Annotated in this window: 29 protein-coding genes; 22 read left to right on the forward strand and 7 right to left on the reverse strand. The window is 31.1% G+C overall.

Translation table 11 applies throughout. The features are described 5' to 3' along the window. The first annotated feature begins 24 nt into the window (after positions 1-24). Positions 25-495, forward strand: coding sequence for a tripartite tricarboxylate transporter TctB family protein (locus tag ABXT39_RS02235; protein ID WP_415289891.1), 471 nt, complete (start codon positions 25-27; stop codon positions 493-495). Then, a complete protein-coding gene (locus tag ABXT39_RS02240; RefSeq protein ID WP_415295656.1) occupies positions 492-1,994 on the forward strand; it encodes a tripartite tricarboxylate transporter permease in 1,503 nt (500 codons plus the stop codon). The genes ABXT39_RS02235 and ABXT39_RS02240 overlap by 4 nt, the downstream gene beginning before the upstream one ends. On the opposite strand, the gene ABXT39_RS02245 is transcribed toward ABXT39_RS02240, so the two are convergent. Both ABXT39_RS02245 and ABXT39_RS02250 read right to left on the reverse strand, forming a co-directional pair. Next, entirely contained in the window at positions 1,991-3,073 is a 1,083-nt protein-coding gene (locus ABXT39_RS02245) for a glycosyltransferase family 4 protein (protein WP_415295657.1), read from the reverse strand. The two genes, ABXT39_RS02240 and ABXT39_RS02245, sit on opposite strands and share 4 nt — an antisense overlap. Next, the gene (locus tag ABXT39_RS02250; RefSeq protein ID WP_415295658.1) at positions 3,073-3,627 is read right to left on the reverse strand and encodes a thioredoxin family protein; all 555 of its coding nucleotides are present in this window, start codon (positions 3,625-3,627) and stop codon (positions 3,073-3,075) included. The genes ABXT39_RS02245 and ABXT39_RS02250 overlap by 1 nt, the downstream gene beginning before the upstream one ends. Before the next feature lie 20 nt (positions 3,628-3,647). Between ABXT39_RS02250 and ABXT39_RS02255 the strand changes: the two genes are divergently transcribed. Beyond that, a complete protein-coding gene (locus ABXT39_RS02255; protein ID WP_415295659.1) occupies positions 3,648-4,160 on the forward strand; it encodes a gamma carbonic anhydrase family protein in 513 nt (170 codons plus the stop codon). On the opposite strand, the gene ABXT39_RS02260 is transcribed toward ABXT39_RS02255, so the two are convergent. Together ABXT39_RS02260 and ABXT39_RS02265 are read right to left on the reverse strand one after the other, a co-directional pair. Further along, positions 4,157-4,756, reverse strand: a complete 600-nt coding sequence (locus ABXT39_RS02260) for a flavin-binding protein (protein WP_415295660.1) — start codon at positions 4,754-4,756, stop codon at positions 4,157-4,159. The genes ABXT39_RS02255 and ABXT39_RS02260 overlap by 4 nt on opposite strands. Before the next feature lie 6 nt (positions 4,757-4,762). Beyond that, entirely contained in the window at positions 4,763-5,629 is an 867-nt protein-coding gene (locus ABXT39_RS02265; RefSeq protein WP_415295661.1) for an NAD(P)-dependent oxidoreductase, read from the reverse strand. Positions 5,630-5,643: 14 nt separating this feature from the next. Between ABXT39_RS02265 and ABXT39_RS02270 the strand changes: the two genes are divergently transcribed. Then, complete coding sequence (locus ABXT39_RS02270; RefSeq protein ID WP_415295662.1) at positions 5,644-6,858, forward strand: MFS transporter; 1,215 nt, start codon at positions 5,644-5,646, stop codon at positions 6,856-6,858. A gap of 36 nt (positions 6,859-6,894) precedes the next feature. Beyond that, positions 6,895-7,506 (forward strand): DNA-directed RNA polymerase subunit omega, encoded by a 612-nt coding sequence (rpoZ, locus tag ABXT39_RS02275; protein WP_415295663.1) that lies wholly within the window; start codon positions 6,895-6,897, stop codon positions 7,504-7,506. On the opposite strand, the gene ABXT39_RS02280 is transcribed toward rpoZ, so the two are convergent. Then, the gene (locus ABXT39_RS02280) at positions 7,503-8,648 is read right to left on the reverse strand and encodes a CaiB/BaiF CoA transferase family protein (RefSeq protein ID WP_415295664.1); all 1,146 of its coding nucleotides are present in this window, start codon (positions 8,646-8,648) and stop codon (positions 7,503-7,505) included. The genes rpoZ and ABXT39_RS02280 overlap by 4 nt on opposite strands. 92 nt (positions 8,649-8,740) lie before the next feature. On the opposite strand from ABXT39_RS02280, the gene dctP reads away from it, so the two are divergent. The 6 genes from dctP to ABXT39_RS02310 are packed head-to-tail and all read left to right on the forward strand — an operon-like array spanning position 8,741 to position 14,764. After that, positions 8,741-9,751: a TRAP transporter substrate-binding protein DctP gene (gene dctP / locus ABXT39_RS02285; protein WP_271482773.1), complete on the forward strand. Its 1,011-nt coding sequence runs from the start codon at positions 8,741-8,743 to the stop codon at positions 9,749-9,751. A gap of 46 nt (positions 9,752-9,797) precedes the next feature. Beyond that, positions 9,798-10,292, forward strand: coding sequence for a TRAP transporter small permease subunit (locus tag ABXT39_RS02290; protein WP_415295665.1), 495 nt, complete (start codon positions 9,798-9,800; stop codon positions 10,290-10,292). Beyond that, the gene (locus ABXT39_RS02295) at positions 10,292-11,623 is read left to right on the forward strand and encodes a TRAP transporter large permease (protein ID WP_415295666.1); all 1,332 of its coding nucleotides are present in this window, start codon (positions 10,292-10,294) and stop codon (positions 11,621-11,623) included. The genes ABXT39_RS02290 and ABXT39_RS02295 overlap by 1 nt, the downstream gene beginning before the upstream one ends. Further along, positions 11,613-12,617, forward strand: coding sequence for a tRNA dihydrouridine(20/20a) synthase DusA (gene dusA / locus ABXT39_RS02300; RefSeq protein WP_415295667.1), 1,005 nt, complete (start codon positions 11,613-11,615; stop codon positions 12,615-12,617). Before ABXT39_RS02295 ends, dusA begins: the two co-directional genes overlap by 11 nt. Further along, a complete protein-coding gene (locus ABXT39_RS02305) occupies positions 12,617-13,453 on the forward strand; it encodes a sulfite exporter TauE/SafE family protein (protein ID WP_415295668.1) in 837 nt (278 codons plus the stop codon). The genes dusA and ABXT39_RS02305 overlap by 1 nt, the downstream gene beginning before the upstream one ends. Before the next feature lie 6 nt (positions 13,454-13,459). Further along, a complete protein-coding gene (locus ABXT39_RS02310; RefSeq protein WP_415295669.1) occupies positions 13,460-14,764 on the forward strand; it encodes a malonyl-CoA decarboxylase domain-containing protein in 1,305 nt (434 codons plus the stop codon). 16 nt (positions 14,765-14,780) lie between these two features. Here the strand turns inward: ABXT39_RS02310 and ABXT39_RS02315 are convergent, their stop codons facing one another. Continuing rightward, a complete protein-coding gene (locus ABXT39_RS02315) occupies positions 14,781-14,981 on the reverse strand; it encodes a DUF2061 domain-containing protein (protein ID WP_415289854.1) in 201 nt (66 codons plus the stop codon). 59 nt (positions 14,982-15,040) lie between these two features. Here ABXT39_RS02315 and ABXT39_RS02320 point away from each other — a divergent pair, with 59 nt between their 5' ends. The 7 genes from ABXT39_RS02320 (at position 15,041) to ABXT39_RS02350 (ending at position 21,276) form a co-directional block, all read left to right on the forward strand. Further along, positions 15,041-15,445: an HIT domain-containing protein gene (locus ABXT39_RS02320; protein WP_415295670.1), complete on the forward strand. Its 405-nt coding sequence runs from the start codon at positions 15,041-15,043 to the stop codon at positions 15,443-15,445. 170 nt (positions 15,446-15,615) lie between these two features. Beyond that, positions 15,616-17,226, forward strand: a complete 1,611-nt coding sequence (locus ABXT39_RS02325) for a SulP family inorganic anion transporter (protein ID WP_415295671.1) — start codon at positions 15,616-15,618, stop codon at positions 17,224-17,226. Position 17,227: 1 nt separating this feature from the next. Further along, entirely contained in the window at positions 17,228-17,521 is a 294-nt protein-coding gene (locus tag ABXT39_RS02330) for a hypothetical protein (protein ID WP_415295672.1), read from the forward strand. Then, positions 17,518-18,006: a hypothetical protein gene (locus ABXT39_RS02335; protein WP_415289848.1), complete on the forward strand. Its 489-nt coding sequence runs from the start codon at positions 17,518-17,520 to the stop codon at positions 18,004-18,006. The genes ABXT39_RS02330 and ABXT39_RS02335 overlap by 4 nt, the downstream gene beginning before the upstream one ends. A 49-nt stretch (positions 18,007-18,055) precedes the next feature. After that, complete coding sequence (locus ABXT39_RS02340) at positions 18,056-19,456, forward strand: Glu/Leu/Phe/Val family dehydrogenase (protein WP_415295673.1); 1,401 nt, start codon at positions 18,056-18,058, stop codon at positions 19,454-19,456. 70 nt (positions 19,457-19,526) lie between these two features. Further along, positions 19,527-20,063: a pentapeptide repeat-containing protein gene (locus ABXT39_RS02345; RefSeq protein WP_415295674.1), complete on the forward strand. Its 537-nt coding sequence runs from the start codon at positions 19,527-19,529 to the stop codon at positions 20,061-20,063. Between the two features lie 25 nt (positions 20,064-20,088). Further along, positions 20,089-21,276 carry an alginate lyase family protein gene (locus ABXT39_RS02350; RefSeq protein WP_415295675.1) on the forward strand — a complete coding sequence of 396 codons (1,188 nt, stop codon included), beginning with the start codon at positions 20,089-20,091 and terminating at the stop codon, positions 21,274-21,276. A 16-nt stretch (positions 21,277-21,292) separates the two neighbouring features. Here ABXT39_RS02350 and ABXT39_RS02355 read toward each other — a convergent pair whose 3' ends face one another. Next, positions 21,293-22,177 carry a DMT family transporter gene (locus tag ABXT39_RS02355; protein ID WP_415295676.1) on the reverse strand — a complete coding sequence of 295 codons (885 nt, stop codon included), beginning with the start codon at positions 22,175-22,177 and terminating at the stop codon, positions 21,293-21,295. Between the two features lie 78 nt (positions 22,178-22,255). Between ABXT39_RS02355 and ABXT39_RS02360 the strand changes: the two genes are divergently transcribed. From ABXT39_RS02360 to ABXT39_RS02375, 4 genes are read left to right on the forward strand one after another with little or no spacing between them, the layout of a single operon-like run. Then, the gene (locus ABXT39_RS02360; RefSeq protein WP_415295677.1) at positions 22,256-22,684 is read left to right on the forward strand and encodes a c-type cytochrome; all 429 of its coding nucleotides are present in this window, start codon (positions 22,256-22,258) and stop codon (positions 22,682-22,684) included. A 5-nt stretch (positions 22,685-22,689) separates the two neighbouring features. Beyond that, entirely contained in the window at positions 22,690-23,127 is a 438-nt protein-coding gene (locus tag ABXT39_RS02365) for a DUF4396 domain-containing protein (protein WP_415295678.1), read from the forward strand. Then, a complete protein-coding gene (locus ABXT39_RS02370) occupies positions 23,118-23,318 on the forward strand; it encodes a hypothetical protein (RefSeq protein ID WP_415295679.1) in 201 nt (66 codons plus the stop codon). The genes ABXT39_RS02365 and ABXT39_RS02370 overlap by 10 nt, the downstream gene beginning before the upstream one ends. Beyond that, positions 23,315-23,890, forward strand: a complete 576-nt coding sequence (locus ABXT39_RS02375) for a hypothetical protein (protein WP_415295680.1) — start codon at positions 23,315-23,317, stop codon at positions 23,888-23,890. The genes ABXT39_RS02370 and ABXT39_RS02375 overlap by 4 nt, the downstream gene beginning before the upstream one ends. Position 23,891: the final 1 nt, after the last annotated feature.

Below are 23,891 nucleotides of genomic sequence, written 5' to 3' on the forward strand. Positions count from 1 at the left end.
TAGGGTTATTTAAAAATTAGAGCAGTGAATATAAATACTACAAAGATTATATCACTGCTCTTTTTTATTTTCTCAGCATTCTATTTATATATCGCATATCAAATTCAAGTTTTTTCATTTGATGAAAACGCACCTTTTAATGCCAGAACATTTCCAATCTATTTAGGTTATGCAGGTTTATTTTTTTCTGGTTTAAAAATTATTTTACCAGAGCGTAATACCATTAAAGTTGATCATAATAATTTAGAGTACAAGAAAACGGCTATACTTGTGATCATAGCAATTATTTATGGAGCAACTATATTAAAAGTAGGTTATTTTTTAACTACCTCTCTATTTTTAGCATCTTCTTATTATGCGTTAGGTGAGAGAAGGTGGAAATTAATATTTTTACTCTCTTTCCCTTTTGTTGGTGCTTTTATGTACCTTTTACATGGAGTACTTGAAATTTATCTAAGAGATCCATTTTTAAAACTGATTGGAGTTATGGGGTGATTGAAGGAATTTTAATTGGTTTAAAAACAGCTCTTACATTTCAAAACATATTCATGGTTATGATTGGTTGTTTTTTTGGAACCATCATTGGGATGCTACCTGGTCTTGGACCAATGACGGCAATTGCATTAATGATACCTATTACTTATGGTTTTGATCCAGCTACTGGATTAATTTTAATGGCAGGTGTTTATTATGGTGCAGTATTTGGTGGATCAACTTCATCAATTTTATTAAATGCTCCGGGTGTTCCTGGAACTGTTGCAACATCATTTGATGGATATCCAATGGCTCAACAAGGTAAAGCAGGAAAAGCTTTAGCTATTGCTGCTTGGAGTTCTTTTGCAGGTGGAACACTTGCTTCAATTTATTTATTATTTCTTGCGCCAAGCTTATCTAAAGTAAGTTTATCTTTTAGGTCACCAGATTATTTTGCTTTAATGATTTTAGGTTTAACAGCAATTGCAGCCTTTTCATCAAAGGGACAATTTTTAAAAGCAATGATGATGGTTGTTTTAGGCTTAATGTTAGCGTCAGTCGGGCAAGATTCTTTATCTGATATTACAAGATTTACTTTTAATAATATGAATTTGTCTGATGGGATAAGTTTTGTTTTAGTTGTGATGGCAACTTTTGCTATGAGTGAAGCCTTAACAATTATTTTAAAACGAAATGATCCATCTGCAGTTGCTAAACAAGTTTCATTAACAGAGCTTGGTTCAATCAAGATTAATAAAGAAGAGAGAGGCAAAATGTTGAAAGCTATTCCTCGAAATTCAGTTATTGGTTTTTTAATTGGAGTTTTACCAGGTGCTGGAGCAACTATTGCATCATTTCTAGCTTATGGAATGGAAAGAAATTTTGTTAGCGATGAGGAAAAAGAAAAATTTGGTAAAGGAAGCGTTCATGGTTTAACTGCACCAGAAACTGCAAATAATGCAGCGTGCTCTGGAGCTTTTGTCCCTTTACTAACTTTAGGAATACCCGGAAGTGGAACAACCGCTGTAATGCTTGGTGCCTTATTAGGATTTGGAATTCAACCGGGACCTAGACTTTATATAACTAATCCTGAAATTTTTTGGTCAGTTATTATGTCCATGTATATTGGAATGGTAGTGTTGCTTATTCTAAACTTACCTTTAATACCTTACATAGCAAGAATACTCGCAGTTCCTAAAAACTATTTAATTCCACTTATTTTATTTTTTTCAATTACAGGAATTTACGTAATGTCATTTAATAATTTTGATATTTATTTAATGATTGGAATTGCTGTTGTTGCAACCTTTATGCGCTTATATGATTTTCCAATGCCACCACTCATATTAGCCTTTGTACTTGGTGGATTAATGGAAGAAAATTTAAGAAGATCACTATTAATAAGTGATGGCTCTTGGACATTTTTATGGGACAGACCTCTTACTGCTACAATAATAGGATTTACAATTCTAATTGTTGGATGGCAAATCTATAAAACAATTAAAAATAAAAAGATTTAGTTTAGAATTTTTTTATATTCTTCAATAATTGTACTCCACTTAAATTTAGTAGAATTTTCTTTGGCAGCTTTTCCATACTCTAGATATTTATTATTTTCTAACATTGAATTAATAGAAGAATAAACTTCATCTAATTTATTACCATCACAGATTAAACCCGTTCTTTCATGCTCAATTGCATCGGTGGCGCCACCATCTTTTCCTCCAAGAGAAGGTAATCCATATTGAGCAGCCTCAACATAAGCAATACCAAATCCTTCAACTGATTTTTTATGAACAATCGATGGCATTACAAAAATATTAGATTTAGCAACTAGTGCATTTTTCAATTGATTTGATATATCTTTAAAGAACATCACTTGAGGCTGAAGGCCTAGTTCTGCTACTAATTTTTTAATATTTTCCTCTTCGTCTCCATAACCCACACAAATATAGACAATACTAGGGTAGATTTGTTTTAAATTTCGAAGAGCCATGATTACTTTTTCATGATTTTTTCTTTTATCAAATCTTGAGACAGTAATTAATCTAGGAGATTTATGTTTTAATAAATTCTCTACTTTATCTAAAGTTTTTTTATCCAATTCTTCAACAGCGTCAATACCAGGATTAATAACTATAATTTTATCTTGCTGAACGCCCAACGAAATAGCTAAATTTTTAGTGTACTCAGAATTAGCAACGATGGTTTCAACGTTATCTAAAACCTCTAATACTCTTTTATTAAGAGAGGTGCCTTTTTCATGATTAATTTCTTTACCATGGATCAAACATATCTTTTTTTTATTTGTTTTAAGATGTTCTAAGCTTTTCCAGTGATCAGCAATAATGCCATCAATTTTATTTTCTTTAATAAATTCATTGATCAATTGAGCTTTTCTATATTTTCTAAGAAGTTTTATGCCACCAACGCGCTCTATTGAAAAAGAAACTTGCTCATCAAATAATTTATGATTTTCATGATAATCAGCAAATACTTTTATCATGCAGTGTTTTGAAAGTTCATTCGCTAACCCCCACATTAAATTCTGCATACCCCCAACTTCTGGAGGAAACGTTTTTGTAACTATTAAATACATTAATTATCTAACCATTTAATACCGCAGCCAACACTTGGAATTTGCGTTTCAGGACCTTTGCCCGTCTCTGCTATTTGTTTCATTGCTGTAAATAAATCACTATCACCAGCTCTTACCGGTTTTAAATTGTCTAATTCTCTTATTCGACCTCTATATTGTAATTCCAAATTATTATTGTATCCAAAAAAATCAGGAGTGCACACTGCATCATAACTTTTTGCAACATTTTGAGTTTCATCAAATAGATAGGGGAAATTAAATTGATGTTTTTTTGCAAATTTAATCATATTTTCAAAACTATCTTCAGGGTAATTAATTATTTCATTAGAGCATATGGCCACTGCTTTTACTCCAAGTTTTTCTAAATTTTTACAATCTTCGACAATGTCTTTAATAACAGCTTTTACGTAAGGGCAGTGGTTACAGATAAACATAACCAAAGTTCCATTTGTCCCTTTAATGTCATTTAATTTTATAATTTCGTTATTAGTGGACTTTAATTCAAAGCTTTTAGCAGCTTGTCCGAAATCACATATTGGAGTTTTTAACGGCATGTTATAATAATATATAAGTTATGTTTTATGATTTGGAAGATAAAAAAGTTAAAAATTTAGGTAATAATTGGTCTGCATCTAATGCATCCATCATTGGCGATGTCACGCTAGAAAAAAATACCAGCATTTGGTTTAATGTTACCTTAAGAGGTGATGTTGAAAATATTTATGTTGGTGAAGGCTCCAATATTCAAGATGGCAGTGTATTGCATACTGACCCAGGTTACCCATTAAAAATAGGTAAAGATGTAACCATTGGTCATTTAGTTATGCTTCATGGGTGCACCATTGAAGACAATTCTTTAATTGGAATTGGTGCTGTAATTTTAAATGGAGCAAAGATTGGAAAAAATTCCATCATAGGCGCTAATGCACTGATCACTGAAAATAAAGTCATCCCTGATAATTCTTTAGTTGTTGGATCCCCTGGTAAAATTGTAAGACAAGTCTCAAGTGAAGAGATAAAGTTAATTACTGAAAATGCTGTTCATTATCAAGATAACTGGAAAAAATACTCTAAGTCAGTATTTTAAGGAATTAACCAAGTATCTTTATTAGTTTCCAAATCAAATCTAGCACGACGATGTCCTTTGGCTGCTAAATAAAGCCATTCCATACTTTTAATTTTACATTGAATAACTGTAAAGTTTTTATAACCCACTTCACTTTGCTCCATAGTGAATTCAAAATTATCTAACTCAGGTTTTAGTCCCGAAGTTGGGGTCTCAGATAATGTTCCTGGTCCATTATCAACTAAATAACATTTTCTACTCATATGCCCTGTTTTTAACCAAGACTGTTTTGTAATATCATTTTCATGATTAACAATGCATTCAACTTTAAGTCTAACTTGAATCTTTTCATCCTTGTCATAAAATAACATTGCTGCATTTTTATTTGATTTTAATTTAGCAATTTTATTAGATCTAATATCGCTATGGTATTGGATAATATTGCTTTCTCTATCTGATTTTCTAAGGACTACAATTCTTCCATCAAAGTCATCTTGACCACCACAAATAAATACAGGAATTCTAAATTGAGAACTTCTATCTTTGATGGCGTTATCCAACATTGACCAGATTTTATTTTTGATCTCATCAAAGTCCTCGTAGTATGCTGGTTGCATTATAGATTATTTACTAAGTCTTTTAATCAAACTAGAAGTGTCCCAACGGTTTCCACCCATATCTTGAACTTCGCCATAATACTTATCAACAACTTCTGTTACAGGGAGTTGAGAGCCATTATTTTTAGCTTCATCCATTGCAATTTTTAAATCTTTTCTCATCCAGTCTACTGCAAAACCAAATTCAAACTGATCATCAATCATCGTTTTGTATCTATTTTCCATTTGCCATGATTGAGCAGCACCTTTAGATATAACCTCAATTACATCCTCCATATTCAAACCTGCTTTTTTTCCAAAGTTAATCGCTTCTGATAAACCTTGAACTAGACCTGCGATACAAATTTGGTTAACCATTTTTGCTAATTGGCCATTTCCAGCACCACCTAATAATTTCATTTTTTTGCTGTAACAATCAATAATGTCTTTAGCTTTATCAAAGTTTGCTTGATCTCCACCAATCATTACGGTTAGTGCAGCATTTTCAGCACCAGCTTGACCACCTGATACAGGCGCATCTAAGAAACCAAATTCACTTTTTAATGAATGAGCGTAAATCTCTCTAGCAATTGTTGCGGATGCCGTTGTGTTATCAATATAAACTGAACCTTTTTTAATTGTTTTAAAGATACCGTTGTCACCAAAAGTAACTTCTTTTAAATCGTTATCATTACCAACGCAGGTAAATATAAAGTCAGCTCCCTCAGCAGCTTTTGCAGGAGTATCTGCTTTAGATCCTTTAAATTCAGCAACCCATTTGTCAGCTTTTGCAGCTGTTCTATTATAAACAGTTACATTGTGGCCTGCTTTTGATATATATCCAGCCATTGGATAACCCATGACACCTAAACCTATAAATGCAACATTGCTCATAATTTCTATTTCCTATGTTTAAAAGTTTGAATTTTAAAGTAATTTTATTTGGTTTTATATTTACATTTTTTTCAAGTTTTGGACAGAGTTTTTTTTTAGGACTGTTCAATTCAAGCATAAGAGATGCGCTTTCTATCAGTCATGGTCAATTTGGATCAATATATGCATCCGCAACTTTATTAAGTAGTTTTATACTAGTTTGGATTGGTAAAAAGATAGATGATTTTAATATTTTAAAATTTGCATCTTATGTAATCGCTTTACTAGCAATCTCTTGTTTTTTATTTTCTAAAATCTCTTCAGTAGTATTTTTATTTTTCTCAATTTTTTTAATGAGATTGTCAGGTCAGGGACTAATGTCTCACACAGCAACTACAACGATTTCAAGATTTTTTGAAAAGACTAGGGGACGTGCATTAAGTACAACTTGGCTTGGTTTATCGTTAGCTGAATTTATTTTGCCATTATTAATTATTTTTTTATTAACTTTTGTTGATTGGAGAAATATTTGGATAGTTATTTCAATTTTTGTCATCGTAGTATTACCAATAATTACTTTTTCATTAGTAAAAAATATTAAATTAGATTCAAGAGAAACTATAAATCTTAATGATGTTAAGACAAAAGAAATCAAACAATGGAAAAGAAGTGAAGTATTAAAAGATTACAGATTTTATATTATTTGCTTAACTATGTTGGCGATGCCTTCAATTGCAACAGGAACATTTGTTTATCAATCTTTTATAGTCTCATCTAAAAATTGGGGACCTTATGTAATAGCCCAATCCTTTATGGTGTATTCAGTTCTATCAGTTATTACTTTATTTTTATCTGGGTTTTTGATTGATAAATTTACAAGTAGAAAATTATTAATCTATATGAACATTCCTTTATTAGTTGCAACGTTTGTGCTTTATTATTTTAATTCACCATTTTCATCTTTTGTCTTCCTTGGTTTAATTGGGGTTTCAAATGGACTATCAAATGTTTTAGGTTCTGCTACATGGGCAGAAATTTATGGGGTTAAATATATTGGCTCCATTAAAGCTCTCACAACAGCCTTCATGGTTTTTTCAACTGCATTTGGAACGGCTTTATTTGGAATATTGATTGATAATAGCTTTTCAATAGAACAAATCGCTTTAGTTTCAGGATCTTATGTTTTAATTGCAATATCGTTGCTATTCTTCATAAAGAACAAGCTTAATCCTCAATATTTGCAAAATTAACCTTGATTTTTTTTAACCACCGTATAGATACTGCGCATGGCTAGAGTAACAGTAGAAGATTGCATAGATAAAGTTGAAAGTCCTTACGAATTAGTATTGGTTGCTAAAGAAAGAGCAGTTCAATTAAATTCAGGTCTTGAGCCTACTCTTGATAGAGATAATGATAAAAATACAGTTATATCTTTAAGAGAAATTGCAGAAGAAACCATTAAAGTTTCAGACTTAACTGATAGTGCCATTCATAAACTTAGAAAACATGTTGAACAAGTTGATGATGGAACAGATGATGATGAAATTATCGGTGATGATTTTGACAGCATGTACAAAGGTGAAATTTCTAAAAGTGGAACACCTATTCTACCATCTAAAAGAGCTAGAAAAATTCCAGAAAAAATTCAAGTTGCACCAGAAGATTTAGAAGAATTAACTGCAAAAGCAGAACCTGAAGTAGAAGTTAATCCAGAACTTGAGGTTGCTAGTGAAGAAACTGAAACTGCTAGTGAAGAAACTGAAACTGCTAGTGAAGAAACTGAAACTGCTAGTGAAGAAACTGAAACTGCTAGTGAAGAAACAGAAGTTTCTTTAGATCAAATAGCTGAAACTGAAACTGCCAAAGAAGATGCAGAAGAAACTGAACCTAACAGTTAATTATTAAATTCCTTTAAGATTTTTTCCCTGTGCTCATCTAAGTCTGGAATATCACCACGCGTTGTTTCATCCTTATAATTAGACATTTTAATTGGATTACCTGCTAATTTAAAATCTCCGATTACTTTGTGATGTGCTTTAACAATCATATTTCTTGCTTGAACCTGAGGGTTTTCAACAGCTTCTTTAATATTAAATATTGGACCACATGGAATTTTTTCTTTTTCCATTTCACTTACCCAGTCATTAGTATTCTTAACAATAAGTTTATCTTCAAGTATCTTTTTAAGATCATCCATATTTTCTGATCGTAATGAATTCGTATTAAATTTTGGATCTTTAGATATTTCAGGAATATTTAAAACATTACAAAGTTTTTCAAATAATTTTTCATTACCAGCTGCTATAATGATGTGACTATCTTTTGTTTTAAAAGCTTCAAAGGGAGCAATGGATGGGTGACGAGATCCCATTGGTTTTGGTATTTCATTTTTAGCAAGGTATCTTGCTATAGCATTTTCTAAGATTGCAATTTGACAGTCCAACATTGAAACATCAATAAATGTTCCTTTGCCAGTTTTTTCTCTATCATAAAGTGCTGCATTAATTCCAACTGTAGTAAATAATCCTGCAGTAATATCACCGATAGATGTACCAACTCTTGTTGGTTCAGAGTTAGGTTGACCAGTAACACTCATAAGCCCACCCATACCTTGAACAACCATATCGTAAGCAGGTAATTCTTTTAATGGGCCTGTTTGTCCAAAGCCAGAAGCTGATGCATAAATTAATCTTGGATATTTTTTACAAACATCATTCCAGCCATATCCCCACTTCTCTAATGTGCCAGGTTTAAAATTTTCAACTAAGATATCTGCTTTAGCTAGAATTTTATTAAATATTTTTTTGTCATCTTCATTTTTTAGATTAAGCGCAATACTTTCTTTACCTCTATTAAGTGACATAAAATAAGCTGAATAATCTTCTATAAAGGGACCAAATTTTCGAGAGTCGTCGCCAACTTCAGGTGCTTCTACTTTAATTACTCTCGCACCCAAATCTGAGAGCATCATAGTGCAATAAGGACCAACTAGTACTCTAGTTAGATCAAGAACTAATAGGTTTTTTAAAGGACCGTCCATATTTTATAAAATAATGTATTTGTGTAGTGTTGACTCTTACCAAGAACTTGAATTATATGCATCTCTTAAATAACATAATGAGAGGAATAATAATGTTTAAAAAAATATCGTTATATTTTACAGCATTAGTTTTAGTTTTATCAACAGTTGGTTCTGCTTATGCGGTAACGTTAAAAGCAAGTCACCAATGGCCTGGTACTCCTAGAGCTGATGGATCTTTTGACCCACGTCACGAAATGGTTCAAATTATTGCTGATGAAGTAAAAAAAGCTAATGTTGATATTGATATCAGAATTTACCCTGCAAAATCTTTATATAAACCTAAAGAACAGTGGAAGCCAATGACTACTGGTCAATTAGATATATCTGCTTTCCCTTTAGGATACGCATCAAAGTTTCACCCAGAGTTCAGTGCAACTTTAATGCCAGGAACAGTTAAAAACCATGATCATGCACTAAGATTTAATAAATCTCCAATGATGACTGAGATTAAAAAAATCATTAATGATGCAGGTGTAGTTGTTTTATCTGATGCTTGGTTAGGTGGTGGTTTTGTTTCAAAAACAAAATGTATTAGAAAACCTAGTGATGCAAAAGGTCAAGTAATGAGAGCAGCTGGAAAAGCATTTAACCAAATGCTTGAAGGTGCAGGAGCTGGTATTCAAAGTATGCCATCTTCAGAAATTTATACTGGTCTACAAACAGGTGTATTAACTGGTGCAAATACTAGCTCAGGAAGTTTTGTAAGTTACAAAATTTATGAGCAAGTAAAATGTGCAACACCCCCAGGAAAATTTGGTCTTTGGTTCATGTATGAGCCGATCCTTATGTCTAAGAAATCTTTTGATGCTTTAAGTTCTAAGCAACAAAAAGCTCTTATGAAAGCTGGAAAAGTAGCTGAAAAATATATGACAGCACAAGTAGCTAACCTTGATAAGACATTTGAAGATGCTTATAGAGATGCTGGTGTTGAGTTAGTATATATGACTGCCGCAGATCACGCTGAATGGATTGAGATCGCAAAGAAAACTGCCCACAAAGCGTTTGCAGAGCAAGTACCAGGTGGTGCTAAGCTTATGGAAATGGCTTTAGCAGTTAAATAAATTAATATATAAAGCCCTTGTTTTAAAATAAATAAGGGCTTTTTTTATGATAAAAAATTATTTAAAATTTTGTAACTACACAGCTCAAGCTTGTGGAGCTTTTGCTGTAGGCGCTTTAATTTTATCAATTTTAGTAATTGTTGAGCTTGTTTTTGAAAGATATTTTTTTCAACATGCAATTACTTGGCAAACAGAATTGGTTACAATGTTGCTTGTTGCATCTACTTTTATTGGTAGTGCTTATGTTTTAAGTGAAAAAGCTCATGTAAGTATGGAGTGGATCTACGACTTCATGTCTAAAAAAAATATTATTAAACTCAAGATCTTTACTTCATTTTTAAGCTTAGGGTTTTTTCTAACATTGTTTTATTTTGGTTTCTTAATGGTAGAGGAAGCTTTCATTAAAAATTACACTACAGGCACAATATGGGATCCTCCTTTATGGGTGCCTTATTCATCAATGTTAATAGGTTCTATTTTAATGATACTTCAATATATTGCTGAAATAATAAAACTATTTGATGAAAAGGATTTTAAATAATGGATCCGTTAACGATTGCAATAATAGTTGCTGTTTTTACACTAATAGTTTTATTCTCAGGTATTCCAATTGCTTTTGGATTAAGTTTTGTTTCAATTACTCTCTTGGTTGCTTTCGAAGGACTGCAAATGTTAGATGTATTTGCTGAAACTTTTTATGCAGGACTAAATTCTTTTGTATTACTGTCAATCCCGATGTTCATTCTTATGGGGATGGCAGTTGCCCATTCACCTGCAGGCAAAGATTTGTATACTGGTCTTGATAGATGGTTATGGAGAGTTCCAGGTGGTTTAGTTATATCTAATATTGGTGCATGCTCGATTTTTGCAGCTTTAAGTGGATCAAGTCCAGCGACATGTGCTGCTATTGGTACCATGGGAATTCCTGAAATGAGAAAAAGAGGATACTCAGATGAAATTGCCACAGGAACAATTGCTGCTGGAGGAACCTTAGGAGTTTTAATTCCACCTAGTATAGTTTTAATTGTTTATGGTATGGCAACAGGAACTTCTATTGGAAGACTATTTTTATCTGGCATTATTCCTGGGTTTATGTTGGCAAGTCTTTTTGCTGTGTGGGCATTAATACACAGTTACTTCATTGATAAAAATGCATCAAAATTATTAAGAAATAGAAAGCCACCAACTTTAAAAGAAAAATTTGAAGTTCTTCCTAGAATTTTTCCGTTTTTAGCAATCATTGTTGGGGTTTTATATGTTCTCTATGGAGGAGTTGCGACACCATCTGAAGCATCTGGTGTTGGAGCATTTTTAGTTTTTGTAATGATTGCAGTTGTTTATAAAATTTATCAGCCTAAAAAAATATGGAATATTGTTAAAATTTCAATGAAAGAGAGTGTTATGATAATGTTTATTATTGCGGCATCCTATCTTTTTGCATTCACACTATCCCAACTATATGTAACGCAATCCCTTGCTCAAAGCATGATTGAATTAAGTAGCAATAAGTGGATGATTTTTTTAATGGTTAATGTGTTTTTACTTGTTGCTGGTTTCTTTTTACCACCAGTTGCCGTTATTGTGATGACTTCAGCTATATTATTACCTGTTATAACTACGTTGGGTTTTGATCCATATTGGTTTGCGATTGTATTCACTATAAATATGGAAATAGGCTTAATTACACCACCTGTTGGATTAAATCTTTATATAATAAAAGGAATAACACCTGATGTAAGTTTATCTACAATCTTAAAGGGATCATTTCCATTTATGATGATGATGGTTTTATCCATATTGATATTGTGTATTTTTCCTGAAATTGTAAGTTGGTTACCTGATAAATTAATGGGTAAACCTCTTGGATATTAAAAAAGACATTAATAGAAAAATTTCTGTAGCACCCATGATGGATTGTACCGATCGTCATGATCGATATTTTTTAAGGTTGATGAGCAAGAATGTTATGCTGTACTCAGAAATGGTTGCAACAAAATCTGCAATACATGGAGACCGAAAAAAAATTTTATCTTATAGTCCTGAAGAAAAACCCTTAGCTTTACAAGTGGGTGGATCCGATAAAGCAGAATTAGCTGAAGTTGCAAAAATTGCAGAAGACATGGGTTATGATGAGATTAATATCAATCTAGGTTGTCCTAGTAAAAAAGTTCAAAAAAATATGTTTGGTGCTTGCTTGATGAGAGAACCAGATCTTGTTGCAGAATGCATCGATTCAATGGTGAATGCTTGTAAAATTCCAGTCACTGCAAAAACTAGAATTGGTTTTGATGATACTGAAGAATTTGATTACTTAAATAATTTTATATTAAAGATGAAAGGGGTTGGTTGTAGCACTTTTATATTACATGCTCGAAAAGCTATTTTAACTGGAATGTCACCTAAACAAAATTTAAATATTCCAAAACTTAATTATGGAATGGTCTACAAAATAAAAGAAGAAAATCCAGACTTAGAAATTATTATCAATGGAGGAATTTCAAAAATTGATGAGATTAAAAATCATTTAACCTTATGTGATGGTGTTATGATTGGTAGATCCATATATCAAAATCCTTATTCGTTAGTTGAAATTGAAAATGAAATTTTTGGAACAAAAGAAAGACCTACAAGAGAAGAGATTGCCGAGAAACTACTAGAGTACCTTGAGAAAGAAGTTAAGCTTGGCACAAAAGTAAATCATATTATGAGACACACAGTTGGATTATATCATGGGCAAATTGGTTCAAAAGATTGGAAGAGATATTTAAGTGATAATATGATGGCAAGAGATTCAGATTTTCAAAAATCAAAACATATAATGACTATTGTGCAAAATAACGAGAAAGCTAATCAAGTTAGCTCATAATGGAAAACTTAAACTACGGCGAGATAATTAACCTACTAGCAGTCCTTGCAATATCAGCTGCTGTTGCAGGTTTTATGGCTGGATTACTTGGCGTTGGTGGTGGAATTATAATGGTTCCAGCTCTGTATTATGCTTTTACTGTATTAGATTTTGAATTAGCAACTAGAATGCATTTAGCTGTTGGAACTTCTTTAGCAATTATTATCCCAACTTCAATAATTTCGACCAAGACTCATATGGAATATGATGCGGTGGATTTCAAGATGGTAAAATCCTTTGGTATATTTATCTTATTGGGCGTTATAGCGGGGACTTTTTTAGCAGTAAATCTAAAGACACCAACTCTAGTATTATTCTTTTCAATATTTGCTTTTATGGTGGGTTTATTTTTTATTTTCCTTAGAGAAAAACTTGTGGAAAATCCTAAAACAATTTCTAACATTGTTAAAAATATTTCTGGGATTGTGATTGGTTTTATTTCAGTGCCCCTAGGTATTGGTGGTGGATCTCTAATGGTGCCATTTATGAGAACTTTTGGTTATGACATAAGAAAATCGATTGGCACAGCTGCAGCAGTTGGTTTTTTGATTTCACTTAGTGGAACAATCACCATGATTATGGGTGGAAAGATAATTGATAATATCAATACTCCTTTTAGTGTGGGTTATATAAATCTATTAGGGTTTGCAGTATTTGTTCCAGTTACAATGATTATGGCTAGGTTGGGAGCAAAAGCTGTTTATAAAATAGATAAAAAACTATTAAGTAAAATTTTTGGTACTTTTTTACTTATAGTATCCATAAGATCTTTCGTTGAATATTTAAATATTATATAATTAATTATGTTTAATTTTAAAGAGATAATTTCATCCATTGCTGATGCAGGTCAAAAACTTTTTAGTATAAAAAATATTAAAAAAAATGACTTAGAATCTATTATATCTTTATGTGATGATTTAATTTCACACAAAGGGGCAGCATTCGGTATTACCGTAGCTAGAGATATTACTGAACTATATCAATCACTATCTCCAGAAAATAAATTATTATTTTTTAAAAAAATTAACGACAAATATAAGCCGAGCTTTACAAAAGTTAACGAAGCAATTGAAAATTATACGAAATCTCAAAATGAAAAAACTTTGTCTGATTTATTTAAAGTTTCAGAAGGTAAGAGAAGAGAGCTTTTTAGAAGAATGAATATGGCACCAAATGGAACTGCGATTATAGTTGCGTTAAGAGAAGATTTAATAAGAATATTAAAAGACAATAAAGAACTTTCAGAATTAGATAATGATCTTAGACATTTATTTAGAGCTTGGTTTAATCCAGGATTTCTTAAACTTGCTAAAATCACATGGGATACAAAGGCTGCAGTTTTAGAAAAAATAATTAAATACGAAAGAGTTCATCAAATAAAAGATATGAACGAACTTAAAAGAAGGTTAGGTGAAGATAGAAGGTTTTTCTCTTACTTTCATCCAGCCCTTGAAGATGAGCCTATTATTTTTGTTCAAGTAGCTCTTACTAAAGGTCTCGGTAAATCTATTCAAGAATTAATGAAGCCGACAGATAATGAGGAAAAATCTTATGATACAGCTACTTTTTATTCAATTAGTAACTGTCAAGAAGGCCTATCAAGAGTAACCTTGGGTAATTTTTTAATAAAGAGAGTGGTTTATGAAATACAAGAAGAACTACCTCACATTAAAAACTTTGGTACCTTATCACCTATACCAGGGTTTGCTGATTGGTTTACTTATTTAGAGGAAACTAAGATTAAAAATATTTTAGGCGATCTAAAAGATCAAGATGCTACCTTTTTAAAATCTCAAGACTTAAAATTAGGTGACAGTAGAATTGTAAGAAATAAAGAAGCTATAATAAAATTAGTAGCCCATTATATTGTTAATGAAAAAAATGAAAAAGGACTACCAGTGAATGATGTTAGTAGATTTCATTTAGGTAACGGTGCCATTGTTGATGATATAGTTGTTAATGCAAATATTTCAGAAACTGGTTTTAAAAGATCTTATGGTGTGATGGTTAATTATCTTTATGAACTTAAAAATATAGAAAAAAATCATGAAGAATATATGAATAATAATAAAGTAATCGTCTCTGATAAAATAAAGAAATATTTATAAATATATTTTTTATTATTTAATTAAGACCCCACTTAACTTTATTCCAGATTCTTTCATGAAAATAATAAAAAAAGAGAGGAATTATAGAACCTAGCCCTAGTATTCCAGCTCCTTTAAAACTACCAGTAAAAATATAGCCAAATATTACCCAGTAGATAAAAATAAAAAGTCTCCATGAAAATGTTTTAGCAACGGAACGTATTTGTTTATCTGCCATAATAAAATTAGCCTATAATATTTTTTGCTTATACAACACATTTATATTAATATTTAACTATGACCAATAAAGTAAGTAAAAGTTTTATAAAAAATTCTCATTTAATAACTGATTTAAAACTATGTAGTATTCGTTTAATTGATAATGCTAAATTTCCCTGGATCATTTTAATTCCTAAACGAAAAAATATTACCGATATTTCAGAACTTAGCTCAAAAGATCAAATGTTATTAATGAAAGAAATTGTTCATTGCAGCAAGTTAATGAAAAAAATCTTTAAAACAAAAAAACTTAATGTTGAAAAGATTGGCAACATTGTTCCTCAATTACATATTCATATAATAGCAAGATTTACTAATGATAGTACGTGGCCTTTGTCAGTTTGGGTTATTAAAGGGAAACCTTATACAAAAATTCTATTAGCAAAAACTATCAATAAGATTAAAAATTATTTTAAGGATTAAAGGGTAAGGACAGAGGTAGTTTTAGTCTCCCGCCACTACCTCTTAATCATTATGTATCTGATTCGTCCCAAATTTGTTAACACGTATTAATTGAAAGTAGACTTTATCAACCGCTTGCTTTACTAAATAGATAACCACACAGACTCATAAATAATTAAAATTAAAATACATTGATTAAAACCACACTCTCATCATTTGCAAAATCTATTGGTTTTAATTCACAAGATTATATTCCTAAGGAAGGGGTATCCTTTTCTTTATTTAGAATTGAAGTTTTATCAGGCTTAACGGTTGCTTTAGCCTTAGTTCCTGAAGCTATTGCCTTTGCTTTTGTTGCAGGAGTTGCACCTTTATCAGGGCTTTATGCAGCTTTTATCGTTGGGTTGATTACAGCTGTATTTGGTGGAAGACCTGGAATGATTTCAGGAGCAACTGGTGCCTTAGCTGTTGTTATGGTTTCTCTTGTTATGGATCACGGTGCTCAATACTTGTTTGCAACTGTAGTGTTAATGGGAATTTTACAGTTACTAGCAGGGGTCTTTAAACTTGGAAAATTTATTAGAATGGTACCCCAACCTGTAATGCTTGGTTTTGTTAATGGCCTTGCAATCGTTATTGGTATTTCACAACTTAGTCAGTTTAAAACCCTTAATGCAATGGGTGAATCAGTATGGATTTCAGGGAATACTTTATATTATTCAATTGGGTTTGTAGTTTTAACTATGTTAATCATTTGGTTATTACCAAAGATTACTAAAGCAGTTCCAGCTACACTTGCTGCTATTTTAGCAACATCAATATTAGTTTTAGCATTAAAAATTGACATCCCAAGTGTTGGAGATCTTGCAAGTGTTAAAGGAGGATTACCTATATTTTCAATCCCAAGTGTTCCTTTAAACTTTGAAACTTTAAAAATTATTTTTCCTTATGCACTTATATTGTCTGCGATTGGCTTAATTGAAAGTTTGTTAACTCTTAACTTGGTTGGTGAAATTACCAATAAAAGAGGAGGAGCTAGTCAGGAATGTCTAGCACAAGGTTTTGCAAACACAGTTACTGGTTTTTTTGGGGGTATGGGTGGATGTGCAATGATCGGACAATCTATGATTAATGTAAAGTCAGGGGGTAGAACAAGAATTGCAGGAATAGCTGCAGCATTATTCTTATTAATTTTTATTTTATATACATCAAGTTATATTGAGATGATCCCAATTGCAGCGCTTGTGGGTGTCATGTTTATGGTAGTGATTGGAACGTTTGCGTGGAATTCTTTAAAGATATTATTTTTTGTACCAAAGAGTGACGCGTTAGTTATTGTCCTGGTAACTGTCGTAACAGTTTTAGAAGATCTGGCTGTAGCTGTAATTGTTGGAGTGATTGTATCAGCACTAGTTTTTGCCTGGAAATCTGCCTCAAGAATTAGAGCAGTTGAGAGACCCTCCGTTAGAGAAAAGGGTGCTAAAGTTTATGAAATAGAAGGTCCACTTTTCTTTAGTTCAACAGATAGTTTTTTAGAATTATTTAAACCAGAAGAAGATCCGGAAGTAGTTATTATTGATTTTGCAGGATCAAAAGTAATTGATCAATCAGCTTTAAAAGCAATTGAAGACATTGCTGACAAATATAATAGTTTTGGGAAAAAGGTTAAATTAAGACATTTAACTCGTGATTGTCATAGATTATTAAGTAGAGCAGGGCAGCTTGTTGTTGATAGTGATGACGATCCAGATTATGGAATTGCAGTTGATTATGATGTTAAATTAGGTATTTTTGGAAATTAACATGAGCAAAGAGATAAAAGCTGATGACGTTATTTTTAATTTCTTTAAACAAATTTGTGATGAGAAAGATGATGTTAAATGTGTAGAGCTTGGCAATAGTTGGATTAATGCAATGAAGACCAATCTTACTAACATGGAAAAAAATTTAGAAGAAGCTGACAAAGCTAAGCATCAAGAAAATATAGAAAGTAATATGAACCACCTTAATAACCTTAAGGATAAATCGGCTGAGGAATGGCGTGAATATGCAACTCAGTGTATGGTGGAGATCTTAGATCATAAAACTAAATCGTGAATTTCTTTAAGAGATTATTTTCAAGTAGCAATTTAGAATTAGAAATTAATGATGGCGGTAGAACTGCAGCGGGATACAAGGGTAAAGCTGGAGACTGTGTAGTTAGATCTATAGCAATTGTATCAGGTCTTCCTTACCAAAAAATCTATGATGATCTTTATGAAGCAAATGAAGAATTTAGAACCACATCAAGAACTAAACTTGCAAGAAGTTTAAAACAAAAAAATGATAGTCCAAGATCAGGCACTCATAGAGTAGTAGTCAAAAAATATCTTAAAAAACTTGGGTGGCAGTGGACACCAACAATGTTTATAGGCCAAGGTTGTAAAGTTCATTTAAAAAAAAATGAACTTCCAAGTGGGACTTTAATTGTATCTTGTTCAAAACATATAACTGTTGTTAAAGATGGTGTCTTGCATGATACTTATGATTGTTCAAGACGTGGAACACGATGTGTTTATGGGTATTGGACTAAGCCTCATTAGATAAAGATAAACGTGGTTAATAAATTTCATTAATATATAATTTTTAAAAATGAGCTTTAAAGATAATGTCAATTTACATGTAGATAAATCAGCCAAATTACTAAATTTTAGTGATGATTTACTTGAGCATTTAAAATCTACTCACTCATTAATTAAAGTAAATGTGGGTGTTGTCTTAGATGGTAAAATTAATAACTTTACTGGATGGAGGGCCGTTCATTCAGAACACATACTTCCAACTAAAGGTGGATTAAGATATTCAGAAACTGTTGATCAAGATGATACAGAAGCCTTAGCATCTTTAATGACTTACAAATGTGCAATAGTTAATATTCCTTTTGGTGGTGCAAAGGGGGGGTTAAAAATTAATCCTAAGAATTACACAATGCCTCAACTTAGAGAAATTACTAAAGCTTTTGCAAGTAAACTAATTAATAAAGGTTTTATTTCTCCAGCATTAAATGTTCCAGCTCCAGATGTTGGAACTTCAGAAAGAGAAATGGAATGGATTTTAGAGACTTATAAAACACTTAAACCTGATGATATAAATTATAGAGGTTGTGTAACGGGTAAACCCTTACATCGTGGAGGTATTGCTGGAAGAACAGAAGCAACTGGCAGAGGTATTGAAGAAGTAGTTAGAGAGATATTTAGACATGAAGATATTGTTAAAGAAGCTGGTTTAAAAAAAGAATTAAAGGATAATGAAATTATAGTTCAAGGCTTTGGTAATGTAGGAAGTAATTTAGCCAAACATTTATATAATAGAGACAATGCAAAAATTATAGCTATTGGAGAGTTTGATGGTTATTTATATAATAAAAAAGGCATTGATATAAATGCACTAATTGAATTTTTTCAAAAAAATAAAAGTATTAATAACCCTAAACTTGGAGAATTTAAAAATAACCCAAGTGAACTCTTAGAATTAGATTGTGATATTTTAATTCCAGCTGCATTAGAGAATGCAATCACTATTGATAATGTAGATAAAATTAAAACAAAATTAATAATTGAAGCTGCTAATGGACCCATTTCATTTGAAGCAGATCAAAAATTATTTGAAAAAGGAGTTATGATTATCCCTGATATTTATGTCAATGCAGGCGGAGTAGTAGTTTCTTATTTCGAGTGGGTTAAAGATATTTCTCATATACGTTTTGGTAGAGTTGAAAAAAGATTTCAAGAACAAAAAATATTAGACATTATTGATTTGATAGATAAAAAAACTAATACCAAAACAGATTTTGACACCATTAAAAAAATTATTCATGGTGCTGATGAAGAGGATTTAGCTTTTTCAGGTCTTGAAGATAGTATGAGAAATGCATTTATTGAAATTTATAATGCTAAAAAAAAAATAAAAAGATCATTTAGAGACAGTGCTTATTATGTATCTCTAAAGAAGATAAGAAACTTCTATACAGTAGAAGGGTTCCCTAAACGATAAATAGTAGCTTAATTTTAACCATATTTAAATTAATAGAAGACTCTCAATCTATGATTTGTTAGCATTGGATATGATAAAATTAATAAGAGCAGGCTTTATAAGCAAGCTTTTTGCTATTTTAGTCTTAAGCTTATTATTAACTAGTGGTGCTAAAGCAGGTTGTGATGATGCTCCAACTGATGGAGTGGATTACTCTAATTGCCAATTCTCAGAAGGCCAAGATTTAAGTAGAGCCTATATACCAAATTCTAATCTTTCTTTTATTAGCTTTATTAAAGTTACCTTTGATAAAGGAGTAATGATGAATGCAACATTATCTAATGGTAATTTTGTAGAATCTTCTTTTATTAGAACAAACTTATATGAAGCAAATCTTGAGGGCGGTATTTTTGAAAAAGCTAACTTTACAAGTGCCAATTTAACAAGAGTAAATTTTAAAGGTTCATCATTAATTGAGACAAACTTTAGTAATAGCAACCTTTTTGAAGCAGATTTAACGGGTGCTAATATTTTAAATGCCACCTTTGAAGGTGCCAATCTAAACAATGCAACTTGGATTGATGGAACTAAATGTTCTTTAGGTTCTATTGGCAAGTGTGCTAAATAGTTAGAAATTAATTTACATAATATTTATGAAAAAACATTTAATAATTTTAGTTTTATTTTTAATAGTTCCAAATTTATCTTTTGCAAAACAGCTAAGCAAATCTCCATTTATTCCAGATAGTGTTCAAGATGAATTTAATAAATTATCCACTGAACATAAGAGCAAGTTCTGCGGTTTTGAAAACTATAAAATTAGAAAAGGTATTATTAACAAAGATTTAGCAATAAGAATACTTGGTTATAATTCAAGAATGGATAATTGGAAAATAGTAGAAGGTGTTCATAGTCGGGATGTTTTTAAAGAATATGCTGATGTTGTAACTTACGCAAGTGTATCTGAAAATGATCGGATAAAAGAACTTCTCTTTGATAAACTTTATGTATGGGCAAAAAATAAAGCTCTCACTCAAACTAAACAATGTTATAGAAATACAGAAAAAAATTCAGTTTTAAAAGATTGTGAAGGTGAGTGGAGTGATCCAGAGGGTCAAGACTTAGCACCAATAAAAGATGCAACTGTAACTCTAGAGATAATTATGGGTTTAAACTATATCTACAATCTTAATTTTGCTAATTATAAAATTGAAGATCCAAGACATAAAACTATTAATGAATGGTTCAAACCTTTTTATAAACAAATAAAACCTGCCAATAAATTTTATATGGGAAATTCTGCTGGTTGGTATTTTCCCAACATAGCTTTAAGACATAGTAATAACAAAAATTACTCTAAATTAGTTAAGAAACTTGTTAAAGGAGCTGATAAATGGATACTCGATGATGGAAGCATTAAAGACAGAACTACACGTGGAGATCGATCGTTATGGTATCATCATACTGGATTAGGTGAGGCTTTTATGATTTTAGAAATTGCAAATGCAGCCAATATAAAATTACCAAAAAATTACGAAAAAAATTTATTAAAAGCTGCTGAATTATTTCAAGATGGTTTTTTAGATAATTCTATTTTAGAACCTTGGGCAAAAAAAGGTCACAACTCACAAGCTAGCAATGGTGTACAAAAATTTAATAAAAAATTAGATAGTGTGAGCTTTAATGGACCTTGGTTTCATATAATACAATATAGATATCCAAATCATAGAACGTCAAAATTCTTAAAATCTAAAATGACCAATAGAGCAAGATCTTTAAAAAGTGATGAGGTTATGGGAATTGGAGTAGGTTGTATCTATAACGCTTTAGCAAATAAATAAAAAAGTTTTAATTTGCTTATTTTACAGGTTTAATTTTTTGATTAATAACAAGTACAGCTCCAATAATTAAAATAGGTAATCCTATTATTAAATCTTGTTGCCATTCTAAGTTTTCAAACACTGTTGATATTAATAAAGCAAGGACAGGCATAACAACTCCCACATAACCAGCTCGTCCAGCTCCAACTTTCTCTAATAATCTTAGATAAAAAATAAAAGCGAATATTGAACCAACTATTGATAAATAAGCAAGGGATGCAATGTAACTGAAGCTATACTCAAATAATAATTCAGTACCTTTTATCTGAGTGATTAATAAAGTAACCAGTGATCCATAAAACATTGCATACGCAAGTGTTGGTATTAATGGAAAGTTGTTATTTAAGTTTCTTTGGTAAACCATGTTACCTGTTGATGCACTAAATGTGCCAAGTAATGCTAAAAATAATCCAACATGAGTCCCATTTGCTAAACTGAAATTGAAAATCTCATCACTAAAGATGATTATAATTCCAATCATCCCAACGGTTGCACCAAGTAAAGTTTTTAAAGAAGGTTTCTTTTTAAAGTAAAATCCTTCTCCTAAAATATTCATAATAACTACCGTTGAAAAGACAACCGCTGGAAATGCACTTATTAAATAAGTATTTGATAGATAAAAGAAAACATAATTTAGAGAATAAAGACAAATACCGAAGAGCAAAAACCAAAGATGTTGATTTAAAGAAAACTTAAGATTTTTCTTCTTATAAATTAGATAAACAAAAATAATTATTCCAGCAATTAAAAACCTATAAAACACTGATACTAATGGATCAACGTAGCCCAACTGAAATTTGATGACATACCAAGTAGGTGACCAGCAAAAGAGTGTGACAATAAATAAGATAAAATTGTTCATTAGCAAACACTTATAATCAATCAATCTTAAAAAAATATAAGATTAATCTAACAATTTTAATATATAAATTTAATAGTTATGAAAAAAATACTTCTAATTTTAACTCTGTTTATATCATTAAGTAACCTTTCTTACTCAGACAATCATTATCCAATTACAAGAGATTCTGTATTAATGATCGCTAGAGGTAAAATTGCATACCAAAATAATTGTGCAAGTTGCCATCAGGTTAATTTATCTGGAGCTGAAAATTGGAAGGGTTTAGATGAAGATGGTCACCGTAAAGCACCCCCTTTAAATGGTACTGGACACACTTGGCACCATGATGATGAAACTCTACATAAAATTATTAAATATGGGTTAGTTGGAATTATCAGTGATTATGAAGGAAAAATGGGTGGGTTTAAAGATAACCTTAATGACAAAGATATAGATTCAGTTTTAGCCTATATTAAAAGTTTTTGGCCAGATGATTATTATCAACATCAAATAAATTTAAGTAAATAAATTATATGGCAACAGATATTTTTCATTGGGGATGCAAAGATAGCTGGAGAATTAGTGCGAAGAATACGATGTGGTGTGTTATCGGTTGTTCTATTGGAGATTTTGGAACTATATTATTTTTTCAGTTAAGTAAAATTCCTTTTCCAGTTTTAGGTATTATGACTTTAGCAATCATTAATGGTTTACTCACTAGCATTATGCTCGAGACTTATATTTTAATGAAACAAAAATTTGATTTTATGAATGCATTAAAGACCGCCTGTGGCATGAGCTTTATCTCAATGGTTAGTATGGAAATTTCCATGAATGCTACAGATTATTTTTTAACCGGTGGAGCGATGCTAACTTGGTGGGTAGTACCCATTATGTTAATAGTTGGTTTTTTGACACCTTGGCCTTATAATTACTGGAGACTTAAAAAATTCAATCAAGCGTGTCATTAAATATTAAAATGGTTACAACTTCTGAAATTATACTAGCAATTATTATTGTTTCTTTATCTGTTGTTATGCCTATCTATTATTATTACCAAAGAAAGAAAAACCCCAAGCAAGACAGTAAACCTACTGATAACCCTGAGATAAAAAACTATATTGATAGAATTAATGAGATAACACGTACTAAACGTAAATGAAAAAGTTTTTAGGAATTATAGTTCTTGGTTTATTGTGGTGTAGTACAAGTTACGCAAATATTATTATGCAAGATTTAATCGATGCTTTAGTTGAAACAAAAAAACCTAAAAGTATAGAAGTTGCTAACAATTTAAAGTCTACAGGGGATAATGATAAATCTTATGATTTAGTTATTCGAAAAGCTAACTTAGATATTAAAGATGCGAAAAATATTGCAACTGCAATTAAGAAAATTGATCAAAATAAAGGACCACAGCTTGGTACGATAAGTATGAGTTTTAATGAAGATTTAAAAGATGAAGGAGTAATCACCATACTTAATCACATTCCTTTAACAACTTCAGTTATTGCATTTGTTGAGTGTGGTATCACTGATAAAGCAGGGCAGGCTATTATTGATTGGGCTACTAAAACTAATAATCTTAACGGCATATATATAGAAGGAAATGATTTCTCTAAAGATATGGAAGAAAAGTTTGAAAAGTTAAGGGTAGATAACCCTAGATTAAACGTATTAAGCACATGGGCTAGTGAAGAGTTTAAAGAGATGGTTAAGAAAAGCTTTAATTAAT

This window comes from Candidatus Pelagibacter sp. Uisw_113 (genome assembly GCF_047717815.1).
Lineage (GTDB): Bacteria > Pseudomonadota > Alphaproteobacteria > Pelagibacterales > Pelagibacteraceae > Pelagibacter.